Here is a 16531-nt window from a genome sequence, read left to right as displayed (position 1 = left end):
GAGCGCGCGCATGAAATCGGCATCGTCAGCTCTTTTGTCGGTGGTCAGCCGCCGGTTTCGGAAATCCCGTCGATATACCGAGGTCGCTACGATGCGCGATGTTCGAAGGCTGTGGCGGTTGCCTTGGCGAGATTTCCCAGTTTTTCTCGAAGCTTTCATTTTTTTGGCCGCAACTCGATTTGTGATCGCGGTATTGCCGTTTCGTAAGGCGGCAGATTTGGCTGCTCGACCTGTACGGCAATCGTCACTATCAGTCAGCGTTACGCGGCTCCGGCTCAAACAAGTTCGGTGGGCGATCGTTGCCGCTTCTCGAAGAGCCCCATGGCGCACTCTTTGTTTCGAGCAAGGTCTGACCGCTCAATGCATGCTGCGAAGGCGCGGGATAGCCTCCACACTTTACTACGGAGTTGCTCAGGATCAGTCCGGATTGTCCGCGCATGTCTGGGTACGCGCTGGACACCAAGACGTGATTGGTTGCGAAAATGCAGCGCAATTCTCGGTGCTCGCTTCGTTTCCGCGACGGGTTGTCGATGGCTGATCTGGAGAAATGAAGCTTGGCAGACATTGAGAAGACAGACGGAAGTGCAAACCCAGCCGCGCGCGTTAGTGGGGAACTGGCAAGCCTGATTCAGTTGACCCGGGATAAGCCGGTCCTTATGGCCCGCATGGCCGTGACGCTGTCGGCGAAAGGCGAGAAGGAGATTGCCAGACAGCTGTGCACCCACGCGATATCTCTTGCGCCAGGCGAGGCTGAGGTTCGCGTGCTCGTCGCAGAAGTGTTGAGTCAGGAAGTCCCGAATTATTACGCGTCTCTGGTTCGAGACACTGCCCGCCATCAGTTGTACGAGGGCGCGCTTCGCCGCGCGATCCGGCCGGGCTGTCGAGTCCTGGATATCGGCTCTGGAACAGGCCTGTTTGCTTTAATGGCTGCCCGCGCCGGTGCTGCCGAGGTCATCACATGCGAGAGCAATCCCGTTGTGGCCAAGGCTGTTGCAGCGGTCGTGGCGCAAAATGGCTTCGGCGAGCGAATTCGCGTTTTGGCGAAGCCGTCATTCGATTTGAAAATCGGATCTGATTTTGTAGATCGCCCAGATCTTATCTTGTGGGACAATCTGTCGAGGACGCTCGTAGGTGCGGGCGCGCTTGCGACCGTTGAACACGCGGTTCGCCATTTTGCAGGACCTGACACCCAGGTGATTCCCGCGCGAGGGAGCATTCGCGTGGCTCTCGCGGAGCACCTTCATTCCTATGCCGAGATGGATGCTATCGAAGGCTTTGACCTCTCGGCCTTCAGAATGCTGGCGTATCCCTGTTACAGGATTCACGACGAAAAAGAGTCTCTGAGATTATGCGGCGATCCAATAGATCTTTTTCGTTTCGATTTCGAATCTGGAGGGCCGTTCCCCGAGGCCCGATCAGAGGCCGAATTGGCATCACGCGGCGGTCGAGCCAATGGAGTTGCTCAATGGATATCGTTGGAGCTCGACGATCATGCAACATATGAAAGCGTTCCTCCGGCGCAGAGTACTTCGTCTTTAGGTGCGCTGTTTTATCCGTTTGAGCATTCGCTCGAATGCGCGGCCGGCCAGAACATTCATGTAACAGGTTCGCATGATCGGAACACGCTTCGGATTTGGCAGCGATCGTAGATTTGCTTTGATGCGTCAAGCTCTCGGCTTAAAGCTCAAATTGCTGGACCATGCATCGATGGCGTCAGGGGAATATCGGCACTCCAGCATCGTCTCGAACCTGCCTTCGGCGGAGTTCGAGAAGTGAGCGCAATTTCCCGAGCATCTGCAGTTCGCCGCGGTGTGCTTCGTTGGTTCGTATTGAATTGTAATATCAAATACTTAGGTGACGTGGCGCGTGGCCCAAAAGCGTGGTGATCCGGGTTCCGTTGCCTTCACGATGAAAATTCACGCTATTAGCTAAGATTCTCGTCAATTGATGGCGTGTTATCGTTGCACTAACGTATTGATATTATCATAGAAATTGGATTCAGCGTGGGATGGTGGCTGCTCGCAACGCGATTGGCGTGCGAAGCCGAAAAGCGCCGACTTTGGGGGAATTTCCTTTCACCCGGAGTGCGGTAGCTTGGAGACGTCTTGGCGCAGGCAGATGATGGTGTGCGGCTCCGAACGCTAGTTGCTGGGGCATGACAGCCAAGCCGGATCGGCTCGTAGAAAATGTACACGATGGATCCAGACCACTCCTCCTGGCGTTTTCGGACGATTTAGACGCCGATGTGCGGAATTGCAGGCGCGGTTAGAGTTGACTGGAATGCCGCTGCCATTGATCAGGACACCGTTGTCCGTCTGAGCGACCGGCAGTGGCGCCGAGGCCCCGACGGCGCGGGTCTGTGGGTGGCGGAGGACAAGCGGATAGCGCTGGCGCATCGGCGTCTCGCCATCATCGATGTTGGCGCAAGTGGCGCGCAGCCGATGTCGGATGCCAGTGGACGCTGGCGCATCAGCTTCAACGGCGAAATCTACAATTACCGCGAGTTGCGAAGCGAATTACAGCGCTTGGGGTTGGAGTTTCGTACCAACAGCGACACTGAAGTCATCATCAATGCAGTCAGCGCGTGGGGTGAGGCTGCATTTCCGAAGCTTCGCGGAATGTTTGCGCTGGCGCTGTGGGACAGCAAAGCACGCGAGTTGTGGCTCGCCCGCGATTCATACGGGATCAAGCCGCTCTACGTCGCGCATCATCGTGGTGCAGTATGGTTTGCGTCTTCGGCGCGCGCGCTTGCGAATGTTGTGCTGCCCGATGCCAAACGTGACGCTGCCGCGTTGGTTGGCTTCTATCTGTGGGGACACGTGCCGGAGCCATTTTCATGGTGGTCCGGAATTGAAATGTTTCCTCCTGGTCGCGTGCAAAGGATTGCAGTCGATCAGGGAGCCGCATCGCCTCGGTCATTCCAGCAGATCGAGGACCTCTTCATTGCGCATCCAGTTCAGCCGCTGCAGCAAGGCGAGCTTCGCCAGCTCCTGCTCGATTCGGTCCATCACCATCTGGTGGCGGACGTGCCGGTCGGAATCTTTCTGTCAGCCGGCATCGACTCCAATGTGATTGCGGCATTGGCCGCCGAACTCGGAACGCAGCTTCGCACCGTCACTCTGGCGTTTTCAGAATATGCAGGCACCGCGAACGACGAGGCTGTGCTCGCGGAGTTGGCTGCAAAGGATCTGCGCAGCGAGCACACGACGGTTCGGATCGGCCGTGACGAATTCTATGGGATGCTCGATGATTTTCTCGCCAGCATGGACCAGCCGACGATCGATGGGCTTAACACCTACCTGATCAGCCATGCGACGGCGAAGCAGGGACTGAAAGTGGCACTTTCCGGCCTTGGTGGTGACGAGCTCTTTGGTGGCTACCCGTCGTTCAGCCAAATTCCTGCGTTGCTGAAGTGGGGGCGGAGGATTCCGGCTTCAGATTCTTTCGGGCGTGTCGTCGAGAAGTGGCTTTCAAAGCTACCGCTGCCGGGCATTCCACCCAAAGCTGCCGGGCTACTGTCGCATTCAAAGGGCGTTGCAAACGCCTATCTCTTGCGGCGTGCCTTGCATGTCGAGGGCGAATTGGACGCGTTGCTCGATGAAAGCTGGCTGAGTGAAGGTTTACAGAGGCTGTCGAGCATCGCGGCAATTAATGCATCGATCGATCCTCTCCGTAGAGCCGGCGTCAGTCAGCATGCGCAAATCGCTGCACTGGAGTCTTGCTGGTACATGCGCAATCAGTTGCTGCGCGACACCGACTGGTCGAGCATGGCGCATGGTTTGGAAGTCAGGGTGCCGTTTGTCGATACACATCTGTTGCGGCGTGTAGGACCCGCCATCTCTTCGAACACACCACCCGATAAGCGTGATCTTGCAGCATGTGCTCGGAAGTTGTCGCCATCGATCGTCAATCGTGCCAAGACTGGTTTCACCACTCCTGTGAGGGCATGGATTTCCAGTCAGTCTGAACCGTCAGCGCGAGGTCTGCGCGGCTGGGCGTCCGAAGTCCATCGTCTGTTCGAGAAGCGGCCTGGCGCTACTGCTCGAGCAATGCCGTCAGCGGTTGCGGCTTGATATGGGCAATAGCTTGAACGTGCTGATGCTGCTTACCGACGGTTACGGCGGGGCAGGTGGCATCGCCAAATTCAACCGCGACTTTCTCCAAGCTCTTGACGGATGCAGCGCCGTGGCCCGGGTTCACGCTTTTCCACGGCTGATCGCGATGGCCATTCCAGAGAGCATTCCGGAAAGGGTGGTATACGATCGCGCGGCGGCACGGGGGCGGGTTGCTTTTATTCGACGTCTCGTTGGGTATGTTTGCCGAGGTCATCGACCACAGCTTGTGGTTTGTGGGCATTTGCACCTTCTTCCCGCGGCATGGCTTCTCGCGCGAGTCTGCCGAGCAAAGCTGGCCCTCATCGTTCATGGCATCGAAGCGTGGACGCCGTCTCGCAAGTTATTGGTCAAGCGATTGGCGCGCTTGATCGATTGCGGCTTGGTGGTGAGCCGTTACTCCGCAGCGAGGTTTGCGAGCTGGTCCGGGGTGCCGCTCGAACGGCTGTTCGTTTTGCCGAATTGTGTCGATCTCCAACGTTTTCTACCGCTGACACGCGAGCCGAACCTGATTGCGCGTTACGGCCTACAGGGGAGCACTGTCTTATTGACGGTCGGCAGGTTGGCGTCCGCCGAGCGCTATAAGGGATTTGATCAGGTGATTGAGCTGATGCCGCGATTGGTGGAGCGTTTTCCATCATTGAAATATCTCGTTGTTGGTGGCGGCGATGACCGGGGAAGGCTCGAGAAGAAGGCAAAGGAGCTGGGAGTTTCCGGTAATGTGGTGTTTGCCGGTCAGATTCCTGAGGCGGAAAAGGTCGCGCATTACAATCTAGCCGACGCTTTTGTGATGCCGAGCACCGGCGAGGGGTTCGGTATTGTGCTGATCGAGGCGGCGGCATGCGGCCTGCCTGTAATCGGAAGTCGAGCGGATGGCTCTCGCGAAGCTTTGCTGGATGGACGCCTGGGCCGGCTTGTCGATCCGAAAAGCCCAAGTGAACTCTATGCTGCCATCGTTGATGCGCTGCAATCGCCGGGAGAGCGACGCAGAATTGACGACGTGGAGACGTTCGGCTCCGCCAGGTTCCAGGAAAGAGTGGAAGGCTGGCTCACGCAGCTCATAGGGTCGCCCGTAACCACGCAGCTTTCGTCTTGAAGACAATGTTCGTACGGCTTGGGGTCTATCCGTGCTGATGGAACTGCGAGACGGCGATGCCAAGCGGCCGTCGCGTCAAAGCGATCGGCGGTTGGGCCGTCGCGCTCGGAGGCTCTTCATAGCCGCCGTAATGCTGGGCTTGCTCAGTGGTGGTGCGATCGTTGGGCGAGAGACCATCCTGCAAACCGCTGCCAAACTTTGGATTGTGTCGGATCCGATCGGCACAGCTGATGTAGCGGTCGTGCTCGGCGGTGGGCTCGACGTGCGCCCATTTGAGGCCGCGGACCTCTACCGCAAAGGGCTGGTCAGAAAGGTGCTGGTGTCACAGGTAGACGATGACCGGGCGGCGAGAATCGGTGCGAGCCCTGGGCACACCGAAGCGAACCGCCGCGTCTTGCTTCTTGAAGGAGTGCCCGCTGAGGCGATCGAGACATTTGGTGTGTCCAACACCAGCACCCAAGACGAAGCACTGGCGCTTAAGAGGTGGGTCGATCGTCACGAAGTTACAAAAATTTCCATCCCAACAGAGATTTTTTCCGCTAGACGGGTACGTTGGACGATGAAGCGAGCGCTTACGGGCACCGCCGCGCGCGTTTCCGTGCTGTCATTTGATCCGCCACAATATACACGGCGCGATTGGTGGAAAAGCAGTAGCGGCGCGTTCGCTTTTCCATCTGAAGTCGTCAAGTATTTCGTTTATCGACTTCGCTATTGAGTACGCTCGCCGTTCATCCGCATATAGAAATGACAGAGGAAATCGTCATCGAAGCCGGCCGCGCCGAACGTCACTATTGGCGAGACCTCTGGCGCTATAGGGAATTGTTCCAAGTTCTTGCTTGGCGCGATATCGCTGTCCGTTATAAACAGACAATAATCGGTACGGCCTGGGCGTTGATCCGGCCATTCACTACTATGATCGTGTTCACGGTGATCTTTGGCAAACTCGCTAATTTGCCATCGGAAGGGTCGGCGCCCTACGCCATCATGGTTTTTGCTGGCATGCTGCCGTGGACATTCTTTTCCAGCGCACTCGCCGATGCTTCAAACAGCTTACTTGGAGCATCTAATCTGATCAGCAAAGTGTATTTCCCCCGCTTGATTGTGCCGCTGGCGGCGGTCGGCGTTGCTTTAGTGGATTTTGCAATCAACTTCACGATGCTGATAGGGCTGATGATCTGGTACGGCTTCGTGCCAGGATGGCAGATATTCGCGCTGCCAGGCTTCGTTATCTTGGCATTTTTTGCGAGTTTAGGTCCAGGTTTGTGGCTCACCGCGCTTAACGTCAAATACCGCGACGTGCGCTATGTCATTCCGTTTATCGTGCAGTTTGGGCTCTACGTTTCGCCGGTCGGATTCAGTTCGCAGATCGTGCCTGAGCAATGGCGCCTGCTTTATTCGTTGAATCCTATCGTTGGCGTCATTGATGGATTTCGTTGGTGTATCTTGGGTGGCGAGAGTCAACTCTACCTTCCTTCTCTGGGCATCAGCCTGCTCGTGACGCTTTTGTTTTTTTGGCTTGGCGTCCGTCAGTTCCGAAAAATGGAACATAGCTTCGCCGATCTGATTTGATATGCCAGACACAGTGATCAGCGTCGAAAATCTGTCGAAGCGCTATCTGATTGGGCACCAGTCCGCGCAGAGAGAGCGCTATACGGCACTACGCGATGTTGTCAGTCGCGAAGTCCGCAATTTTCTCCGGAAGGCTTCCGATCTGGTTGCTGGCCGACAGATCGTTCAGGGCGACGAAGTCGAGGATATCTGGGCCCTGAAGGACGTAAACTTCGAGGTCAAACAAGGTGAAGCTGTAGGCATCATCGGTCGGAATGGCGCGGGCAAGAGCACACTTTTAAAAATTCTCAGCCGTATCACGGAGCCATCGTCTGGGCTTGTGAAACTCCGAGGACGAGTCGGAAGCCTGCTTGAAGTTGGTACGGGGTTTCATCCCGAGCTGACCGGGCGCGAAAATATCTATCTGAACGGCGCCATTCTTGGAATGTCTCGAAAGGAAATTCGGAGAAAATTTGATGAGATTGTCGATTTTGCTGACGTCGAAAAGTTTCTCGATACGCCTGTTAAACGTTATAGCAGCGGGATGTATGTGCGTTTGGCATTCGCCGTTGCTGCCCACATGGAGACGGAAATACTGGTAGTCGATGAAGTGTTGGCCGTGGGTGATGCGCAATTTCAGCAAAAATGTCTGGGCAAGATGACGGCGGTTGCCCAACAAGGGCGAACGGTTCTTTTTGTTAGCCACAACATGGTTGCGGTTCGCAATCTGTGCAATCGCACGATCGTCCTGTCAGGGGGAAGCGCAACCGTTTTCGAAGACGTTGCATCGGGAATTCGCCTGTATGCGGAGGGAAATGGATCCGGTGGTACCAACTCCTGGCTTCGACCTCATCATCAAGCGATCACGGAGCTGGGCTTCAAAAGTATTTCGGCTGCGCTCAGTGGTGAGCAACCAGATCTGACCTTGGCAATTGAAATAACTCTTGTAGGTCGGAATATTCATAGAGCGGCGATGGTCGCTTTTCACGTTTCGAATGAATTGGGCTTGAACTTGCTGCATGTTGTCCCCTCAAACGGGCCTTGCATCGCTGCGAACGCATTGGACGGGACTTACCTATGCCAAATCGCGCTGCCACCGCTCATCCCTGGCCGCTATTGGGTAACCGCGTGGATCGGTCCGAGCTACTTTGAAACTTTCGAATTCTGCCGCGATTGTGTTTCGTTCGATGTCACGGAATCGCCTTTATCGGGTCGAACAGCGCAGCATGCGCCGGACCACGGTTTTATTGTTCCGAAGAGCGAGATGAGCCGATGCGGATAGAGTCTTCACAGATGTCGCAGGTAGGGTGATGCGATTGCGATCTGTATTCTCTGGTCCAGTGAAATCAATATTGGCGCGCTTTGGATGTATTGTCGTATCAAAAGAATGTATTGTCGTATCAAAAGACAAGTACGGACTGGATGTGTTCTTTGACATTGAGAGGTTGAGTAAGAGGTGGCGACGTCCGATTAATGTGATTTTTGATGTCGGCGCGAATGATGGAGCAAAGATCAAGATTGCACAGCAGCGGTTTCCCGCCGGCAGGATTGTAGCCTTCGAGCCGCACCCGAAGACATTTTCGCGGCTTCAGGAAAATATGAAAACTGCAGAAAATGTTGAACTAGTGAACTTTGCGCTCGGATCCGAGCAAGGCGCAAAAACAATGTTCGAGTACGACCAGTCAGATATCAATAGTCTTGTGCCTGATGCTCCATATGCTGTGAGGTTTAACAAAAAATGCACTCAGATTCCGGTCCAATGTACGACAATTGATCAGTTTTGCAGCACGCATGAAGTTGATCAGATTGATATTTTAAAAATAGATACAGAAGGGTTCGATCTAGATGTGCTGCGCGGCGCGAGCGCCATGCTGATGCAAGGAAGTATTCAGTTCATCTATTTCGAGTTCTACGATATCAATATTAGGAACGGAGCATCAGGAGGGGCGCTCGCGCCTATTGACAATTTTCTTATCCCTTATGGATATCGTTTTATCGCTTCATATTGCGACTATGTCGTTGCCGACGGCGAGTTCTTTTCCGTCTCCAATGCGCTGTACGCTCTTGCGCCGACTGCCGGTTCTGAAAAGTCGTAGTCGTTAAGATGTCCTCGTCGGTTTTGCCGATTTCGATGTAGCTGCCTGGATTGGCTATCCATGCTCAAATCAAACACGATGTTTGGGGTGCCGTTATTAATCTTCTTCGTGATTGCAGCGTCGGCCATTGGCAGCGATGACCCCGTTCTTACCCTTTGTCTTGCAACCGCCGGCGCTTTATTTGCAGGCTCGTTGTGGCGTGCGGGCGCTGCCCCAATTGTTATCTTGCCGGTCTTTACGCAATTTGCGCAGATCGCTACCCCGCAGATTTACGCCAATTTGAGCGGTGTGCCGATTGAGGAAGTATCGCTGTACATTGGCAATCTAACAACCGCGACCTGGTTTGCCCTTGGTGGATTGACTTCGTTCGTTATCGGCCTGCTTATCAGTAGATTGGGCTTCCAAGAGCCGAACTCCGCTCTCCACTACGAAGCCAAGACTTTGTCGGTTCGAAAAACATTCTTCTTTTGTTGTTTTGTGACCGCGCTGTCGACGGTCTTCGAAAGGCTGGCTGAAGTATCGGCTGGGCTTACTCAGGCGATGCTGGCCGCCAGCGGAATTCAATGGATTGGCGTGTTCATGCTTACCTGCGTCTGTTTCGCGCAACGACAGGGTAAAATCAAATATTGGCTGCCCATCGTTACCATTGAGATCATCAAAGGATTTACGGGCTTCTTCGGCGATTTTAGGCTGGTCTTTTTTGTCATTCTCGTGGGCATCGCTTCCGCTGCCCCGAAGCTGAAGGCCGGTACCTTGCTCGCTGGGGCTATTACCGGCATAGCGCTCGTAGTGCTCAGTGCTTGGTGGTCGGCAATCAAAATTGATTACAGAGATTATGTGAATCAAGGAGGTGGGGAACAGATTGCTTTGGTGCCCGTCGAGGATCGGCTGCTCTATCTGGCAGATAAGCTTTTCGATGTAAACTTGGATACTATGGCGCAGGGCTTTGACAAACTTGCTCGCCGATTGGGATATGTCGACTTTCTTGCTTCTACACTGCGCAATGTGCCAGCGCGAGTTCCCCACGAGAACGGCGCCCAGATCAGCGAAGCTTTATTGCACGTAATACAACCACGATTCTTGTTTCCTGATAAACCACCAGTGCCGAGCGATACGGAATTAACAGAGAAGATTACCGGTATACCCTTCGGTTTAACCGGCCGCGAGACCTCGGTGAGTCTCGGTTATCTTGCAGAACTGTACATTGATTTCGGGCTAGCCGGTGCATTGCTCGTCTCGTTGCTTCTCGGCCTAGGCATTGGCTGGGGTATACGGTTCGTGATGGCGCAACGACAGAGTCCGGTTATAGTGGTCTATGGATCCGCGACCATGGTCGCGCTAACGGTCGGTGACTTCGGAGAAGCCTTGATCAAACTTCTTGGCGGCTTTCTCACTTCTCTCGTCATAAGTCTAATTTTGGTGCGCTTCGTTCTTCCGCCACTGCTGAGGCCGTTCGGGTTGGTCGGTTCACCAGGTCTTCAGCTTCAGCATTCATCCTAGAAGGCCTTAAGCCTTGGTTGCGCATTCTCGAGTGCGGGTAAATTAAACTCGTGCGACTTCTTCACATTACGCCGACGTATATTCCGGCTTACCGGTACGGCGGGCCAATCCACTCAGTCCATTCGCTTTGCAGAAACTTGGCGGATATTGGCCATGACGTACACGTGCTCACGACGAGCGTGGATGGGCCATTTGACAGCGATGTGCCGCACGATCGGCCGGTCAATCTGGACGGTGTTTTGGTGCACTATGCGCGCGCTCGTTATCTTCGGCGGTTGTATTGGTCGCCAGAACTTGCAGCATATTGCAGGGCGACAATTAGTGGGTTCGATGCGGTTCATCTGCATTCAGTTTTTTTATATCCGACGTGGCAGGGGTCTCGCTGTGCGACATCGGCGCGGGTGCCCTATGTGCTGTCGCCTCGGGGTATGTTAGACCGCAGATTAATCAAGGCGCGAAGTTCGTTTATCAAGCGCACTTGGATCAATTTGGTTGAGCGCGACAATTTATCGGGCGCTTCGGCCATCCACTTAACCTCACAGGAGGAATGGCGCGCGCTTGCAGATCTCGGATTGGCGCGAGCCCCCACAGCCATCATCCCCAACGGCGTCGATGTTCCCCTGCCACTGGACGAGAGTGCGATCTCACCAGATGTTAGGGCCGCCGTTGCAACGGGCTTTCAAATTCTGGCTTTTGGCCGCATCAATTGGAAAAAGGCGCTGGATCGCTTACTCCATGCGCTGGCGCAAATGCCGGAGGCGCGGTTGGTGATTGCTGGTAACGATGAAGATGGCGAGGCTGCGAAGCTGCAAGTGATTGCGGAATCTTGCGGCGTGGCAAAGCGTGTACGCTTTGTCGTGCGCCACTTAACTGGGGCCGATAGGGAAGCACTTTTTGCCAGTGCGCAGGTGCTTGCTCTACCTTCGCTGTCGGAGAACTTTGGCAACGTTGTCGCCGAAGCGATGATTCGAGGACTTCCTGTTGTCGTTACAGCACAGGTGGGGGCGGCTGAAATCGTTGCCGCGAGTGGCGCCGGCGAAATTGCGGACGGCAATCCTGAAGCTCTAGCTACCGCGTTGTTAAGAATCCTGAACTGCGACAAGCTTAGGCACCGTATGGCGACCGCGGGCGTCGAATACGCGCGTGTCCACTTGTCCTGGAACAGTATCGCGCAACGGTTTGCTGAACTGTATGGGTCGATCGCAGAGGCAGGACGGAAAATGCGTTCACGGAACTCCCATTGATCGGCCGCAGCTTGAGTGTGGTGCTATGATTGACGACATCACGCCACTAATTATCACTTACAACGAGGCGGAGAATATCGCGCGGACGCTCGATCGTCTGTCATGGGCGCGACGGATTGTGCTGGTCGACAGCGGCAGCACCGACGAGACGCTCGCTATTGCGCGGCGATACCCTAGTGTCGATGTTGTTCACCGTCCTTTTGATGATTTTGCAAACCAATGCAATTTCGGTGTTTCGCAGGTGAGCACGCATTGGGTGCTGTCCCTCGATGCTGATTACGAACTGAGTGATGCGTTGATTGAAGAGTTGGGTGCGCTGCATCCCGAGGCGACCACAAGTGGCTACAAGGCACGTTTCGTGTATCGTATCTTCGGAAAGCCGCTTCGCGGCACGCTCTATCCTGCACGAGCCGTTCTCTATCGCAAGGATCGTGCTGTGTACCGCAACGAGGGCCACGGACATCGAGTTGTTCTACCAGGTGTTGTTCGACCGCTAGCCAACGTAATATTCCACGATGATCGAAAGCCGCTTGACCGCTGGTTTGAATCGCAACGGCGCTACGCCCGCTTAGAAGCTGCGCACTTGCTGGCATCCGATAGTAAGTCTTTGAACTGGAGTGATCGAATTCGTCGCGCCGCTTGGCCTGCACCAATTCTGGTATTCCTCTATACCCTTGTTCTAAAGCGGTGCTTTTTGGACGGCTGGGCGGGCTGGTACTACGCACTCGAGCGGCTGATTGCGGAATCGCTAATTGCGCTCGCGATTATTGATTGCCGTCTGCGCCAGATTCGGTGAATTGAGAGCGGCGGCTCGCCCTTCCGACCTCCGAGTAGTCAACTGGATCATGATCATTCTTGGCCTAAACGCCTTCCATGGCGATTCTGCCGCGGCACTAATATGCGACGGCAGGTTAATTGCAGCGGCAGAAGAAGAGCGCTTCCGTCGCGTCAAGCACTGGGCTGGCTTCCCGACACAGGCGATCACATATTGCTTGCATGAAGCGGGAATTGACCTCGCTGATGTCACGCACGTTACCATTAACCAGGACAGCAGCCGCAATCTGCTGCGGAAATTCGCCTATGCTCTCAGGCACCGGCCATCTGCGTCGCTGGTGGCCAACCGTATCAGGAATCGACGGGCGAGACTGGGGATACCGGAGCTACTTGGTGAGAACTTTCCCGACTCAAAATTCCGGGGTGAGTTGCATCCTGTCGAGCATCACTTAAGCCATCTGTCTTCTGCGTTTCATGTGTCTCCATTTCGAGAGGCTGTGGTGGCCTCTGTGGACGGATTCGGGGATTTTGCGAGTGCAGCTTGGGGCATCGGTAGGGGCACCGAGATTGCTATTGATGGCCGGGTCTACTTTCCTCACTCGCTAGGAATTTTCTATCAGGCATTGACCCAATATCTTGGGTTTCCCCATTACGGCGATGAATACAAGGTCATGGGCTTGGCACCTTATGGGAAACCAGTATTCATGGAGGCCATGCGTCAAATCATAGCACTTAAGCCCAACGGCTCGTACGCGCTCGATTTGAAGTATTTCCGGCATCATCGGGAGACGGTGGCCTATCAGTGGGCCGGGGGGCCACCTCAAACTAGCGAGCTGTTTGCGCCGGCATTAGAGCAGCTACTCGGTCCTCGACGCGCTCCCGATGAGCCGCTTGAAGAACGTCATCGTGACATGGCCCGCTCCGTTCAGGAAATGTATGAGGAAGCGTTTTTCCATTTAATCTGTCGATTATACGAGAGCTACGGATGTGATGAACTCGCGCTCGCGGGCGGATGCGCGATGAACTCTGTCGCCAACGGGAAGGTGCGCAGAATGACGCCATTCCGACGGGTCTACGTGCAGTCCGCCGCGGGCGACGCCGGAGGAGCGATTGGCTCAGCGTTTGCGCTGTGGCACAAGCTCGGCGGCGAGCGATCATTCGTCATGAACCACGCCTATTGGGGGCCGAAATTCGATAGGGATTCCGTCGAGCAGCTTGTAGCGACGCGCCGGAACGAAATTTCGAATGCCGGCTGTGAAGTAGAGGAAATCCGCGACGAGCCGAAGCTTCTACAAAAAGTATCGGAAGCGATCGTTAACGGAAAAGTGGTCGGCTGGTTTCAAGGTCGCATGGAGTGGGGGCCGCGAGCGTTAGGTAATCGCTCGATCCTGTGCGATCCCCGCCGCGCAGATATTAAAGATGTCCTCAACCTTAAAATTAAGCGTCGCGAATCATTCCGGCCATTTGCACCTTCGATACTTGAAGAATGTGTCCATGATTGGTTCGAAGAGAATGATGCGGTTCCGTTCATGATGCAGGTATTTCAAGTTCGCAGGGAAAAGCGGCATCTCATTCCTGCAGTTACCCACGTTGACGGGTCAGGACGTCTGCAAACTGTCTCGCGAGATGCTAACCGGCGCTACCATGCTTTGATTGAGCGATTTTGCAGCGTCACGGGAATTCCGATGCTTCTCAATACGTCGTTCAACGAAAACGAACCGGTGGTCTGTACGCCAAAAGAAGCGCTCGATTGCTTCTTGCGTACCAAGATGGATATCTTGGTGATTGGCGACACGATGCTGCGCCGCGCGGATGACAAATGACTCTCGGGAGTTGATCGTCCAACATGCGCGTTGTTCAGTGCGCGGGCTTCTATTATCCAGACTCCGTAGGTGGCACGGAAGTTTACGTGGATTTTCTGGCACAGGGGTTACGGGATCAAGGTATCGATACCGTTGTTGCCGCACCCGCCATGTCGAGCCTGCCGTTGGAATACGGTCATAATGGGATAGATGTTTTCCGCTATCCAACGCCAAAAATTTGGCGGCGCGGCGAGACAACAGGTCGAGTGCCGCATCGCTTCTTTGAAGTATTCGAAGATTGGTTAGCGAGGCAGCGCGCGGATGTCTATCATCAGCACTCGTGGACTACAGGCTGCGGACTCTGGCACATCGAGACGGCGAAACGTCTTGGTTTAAAGACCGTCCTCAGTGTGCATGTCCCAGCTAACATTTGCATGCGAGGGACAATGCTGTTGAACGGCCGTAGTGCTTGCGACGGCCAAATTGTACCTGCCAGGTGCGCATCGTGTTGGCTCCAATCTAAGGGGGTGCCAGAGATCGCTTCCTGGCCTCTGGCAGCGCTTCCCGTCTCCCTAGGTCCATTGGCGAGTGTGCCACACGTCGGCCCGGCTCTAGCCGCTAGGTCACTTGCGGTGCAAAAAAGACAACAGATCGATTATATGGTAGCTGCCGCAGATCGGGTAGTCGCGGTTTGCGGTTGGCTGCATCGCGCGCTCCGCGCCAACGGCGTTCCCGATCGAAAGCTAGTGCTTAATCGCCAAGGTGTAAGGTCATTGAGCGCTATTGGTGCACACCGTTGTCCGGAGAAAAACGACACCGTCCGGGTTGGGTTTCTCGGTCGTTGGGACCGCGCCAAAGGGATTCACGTTCTCGTAGATGCCTTTAAGCGCTTGTCGCTGGATCTTTCGGTCACACTGGACATTCGCGCTGCAGATAGCGGAGCCAATTCCAAATTTAAAACAGAGGTGCTGCGCGCCGCCTCTTGTGATCCCAGGATTCGGTTTCGAGAGGTAGGCAACGAGGTCGAAAATTTTCTGGCGAGCATCGACGTGTTGGCTGTACCGTCGCAATGGATGGAAACCGGTCCGCTTGTGGTGTTGGAAGCTTTTGCGGCAGGCATACCGGTCATCGGATCTGATCTCGGCGGCATTCGAGAGCTTGTCTGCCATGACCAAGACGGGCTTCTTGTTGCCCACGACGATGTATCTGCGTGGGCGGATGCGCTCCAGCGATTCGTCAACGACGATTTACTACGGATGCGCTTGCGTTCTGGAATCAAGCCGGTTCGGACCATGTTTGATGTAAGCCGTGAAATGGCTGCGATCTATTACGATCTGACAACCAATAGCAATGATGCCGCCTGACACAAATGATACGTGGCAGTCGGGCCTCGTCTCGGTCATTATTCCTTGTTACAATTCTGTGCGCTTCGTCGAAGCCACGCTCGAAAGCGTGTTCGCCCAAACCTTTCCCCGTGTGGAGGTAATCGTCGTCGACGACGGGTCCACCGATGGATCTACAGAGCTTATCCGGTCGCTTGGTAATCAAGTGCGGGCCGAGTTTGGCCCCAACCGAGGCGTTAGCGCGGCGCGCAACCGGGGCACCGCTCTGGCCCGCGGCGAGTTTATCCAATACTTGGACGCCGACGATCTGCTCGTTCCCGATGCCATCGAAAGGCGTGTAACGGCGCTTCAAACGACCAATGCTGACGTGGCTTATTCGGATTGGAAAAAGCTCGTAGAAATAGCGCCGGGTACATTTGAGAGCGGTGAGCAGGTCACGCGACGGATCGAAGATCTAGATGTAGATTCTGCTATTGCTCATCTAAAGTTCTGGGCGCCCCTAGCAGCTTTGACATACAGGCGCACAATCGTCGACAGAATTGGTGGATGGAAGGAATGGCTACCGATTGTCCAGGACGCACGCTTCCTTCAAGATGCTGGTCTTCTAGGAGGAAGCTTCGTGCACGTGCCTGGCGCTGGTGCTGTCTATCGAGTACCCCTCGGTGGAAGCTTGTCACGCCGCAGTGAAGCAGCGTTTGTTGCCGACGTTTACCGCAATGGATGCGATCTGCAATCGTTTGTCGAGCGCCAAGGCGTGATGAGCGCAAGAATGCAATGTCACATCGCCAGTATATACGGGTATTCCGCCCGGACGCTATTTTTTTATGACCATGAGGCCTTTCGCGATTGCATTCGGCGGCTCTATGCCTTGGAGCCTGGTTTTCAACTCACTTGGCCCAAGGTGGCGAGTGTCGCTTCTAGCGTTGTTGGCTTTCAGATTGCAGGCATTTTATTGCTTGCTTTAGCCCAGATTGCGTCAGTGTGTAGATCAATACGGTCCCGATAGCGTGCCGATT

14 protein-coding genes are annotated in these 16531 nt (G+C 54.9%); all 14 read left to right on the top strand.

Annotated features, from left to right (window positions below):
• Nucleotides 1–10: 10 nt before the first annotated feature.
• The 14 genes from RHPLAN_RS41070 (at nucleotide 11) to RHPLAN_RS28740 (ending at nucleotide 16521) form a co-directional block, all read left to right on the top strand.
• A complete protein-coding gene (locus RHPLAN_RS41070; RefSeq protein ID WP_084245786.1) occupies nucleotides 11–538 on the top strand; it encodes a lasso peptide biosynthesis B2 protein in 528 nt (175 codons plus the stop codon).
• A 16-nt stretch (nucleotides 539–554) separates the two neighbouring features.
• On the top strand, nucleotides 555–1649 hold the full coding sequence (locus tag RHPLAN_RS28800; RefSeq protein ID WP_068025581.1) for a 50S ribosomal protein L11 methyltransferase: 1095 nt from the start codon (nucleotides 555–557) through the stop codon (nucleotides 1647–1649).
• 594 nt (nucleotides 1650–2243) lie between these two features.
• A complete protein-coding gene (gene asnB, locus RHPLAN_RS28795; protein ID WP_068025577.1) occupies nucleotides 2244–4073 on the top strand; it encodes an asparagine synthase (glutamine-hydrolyzing) in 1830 nt (609 codons plus the stop codon).
• A gap of 19 nt (nucleotides 4074–4092) precedes the next feature.
• Nucleotides 4093–5208, top strand: a complete 1116-nt coding sequence (locus tag RHPLAN_RS28790) for a glycosyltransferase family 4 protein (protein WP_237180224.1) — start codon at nucleotides 4093–4095, stop codon at nucleotides 5206–5208.
• A 37-nt stretch (nucleotides 5209–5245) separates the two neighbouring features.
• On the top strand, nucleotides 5246–5923 hold the full coding sequence (locus RHPLAN_RS28785; RefSeq protein WP_068025575.1) for a YdcF family protein: 678 nt from the start codon (nucleotides 5246–5248) through the stop codon (nucleotides 5921–5923).
• Nucleotides 5924–5952: 29 nt separating this feature from the next.
• Nucleotides 5953–6777, top strand: coding sequence for an ABC transporter permease (locus RHPLAN_RS28780; RefSeq protein ID WP_068025574.1), 825 nt, complete (start codon nucleotides 5953–5955; stop codon nucleotides 6775–6777).
• Between the two features lie 13 nt (nucleotides 6778–6790).
• Entirely contained in the window at nucleotides 6791–8038 is a 1248-nt protein-coding gene (locus RHPLAN_RS38675) for an ABC transporter ATP-binding protein (RefSeq protein ID WP_442971790.1), read from the top strand.
• Between the two features lie 34 nt (nucleotides 8039–8072).
• Entirely contained in the window at nucleotides 8073–8852 is a 780-nt protein-coding gene (locus RHPLAN_RS28770; protein WP_198164543.1) for an FkbM family methyltransferase, read from the top strand.
• A gap of 60 nt (nucleotides 8853–8912) precedes the next feature.
• Entirely contained in the window at nucleotides 8913–10352 is a 1440-nt protein-coding gene (locus tag RHPLAN_RS28765) for a hypothetical protein (RefSeq protein ID WP_068025567.1), read from the top strand.
• Nucleotides 10353–10402: 50 nt separating this feature from the next.
• The gene (locus RHPLAN_RS28760; protein WP_084245780.1) at nucleotides 10403–11596 is read left to right on the top strand and encodes a glycosyltransferase; all 1194 of its coding nucleotides are present in this window, start codon (nucleotides 10403–10405) and stop codon (nucleotides 11594–11596) included.
• 25 nt (nucleotides 11597–11621) lie between these two features.
• Nucleotides 11622–12392, top strand: a complete 771-nt coding sequence (locus RHPLAN_RS28755; protein WP_068025561.1) for a glycosyltransferase family 2 protein — start codon at nucleotides 11622–11624, stop codon at nucleotides 12390–12392.
• A gap of 49 nt (nucleotides 12393–12441) precedes the next feature.
• Nucleotides 12442–14193 carry a carbamoyltransferase family protein gene (locus RHPLAN_RS28750; RefSeq protein ID WP_068031988.1) on the top strand — a complete coding sequence of 584 codons (1752 nt, stop codon included), beginning with the start codon at nucleotides 12442–12444 and terminating at the stop codon, nucleotides 14191–14193.
• Nucleotides 14194–14216: 23 nt separating this feature from the next.
• Nucleotides 14217–15536 carry a glycosyltransferase gene (locus RHPLAN_RS38670; protein WP_084245778.1) on the top strand — a complete coding sequence of 440 codons (1320 nt, stop codon included), beginning with the start codon at nucleotides 14217–14219 and terminating at the stop codon, nucleotides 15534–15536.
• Nucleotides 15523–16521, top strand: coding sequence for a glycosyltransferase family 2 protein (locus RHPLAN_RS28740; protein ID WP_198164540.1), 999 nt, complete (start codon nucleotides 15523–15525; stop codon nucleotides 16519–16521). Before RHPLAN_RS38670 ends, RHPLAN_RS28740 begins: the two co-directional genes overlap by 14 nt.
• Nucleotides 16522–16531: the final 10 nt, after the last annotated feature.

Origin of the sequence: Rhodoplanes sp. Z2-YC6860, assembly GCF_001579845.1 — a bacterium.
Lineage (GTDB): Bacteria > Pseudomonadota > Alphaproteobacteria > Rhizobiales > Xanthobacteraceae > Z2-YC6860.
This window is presented reverse-complemented; position numbering and strand designations above follow the sequence as displayed.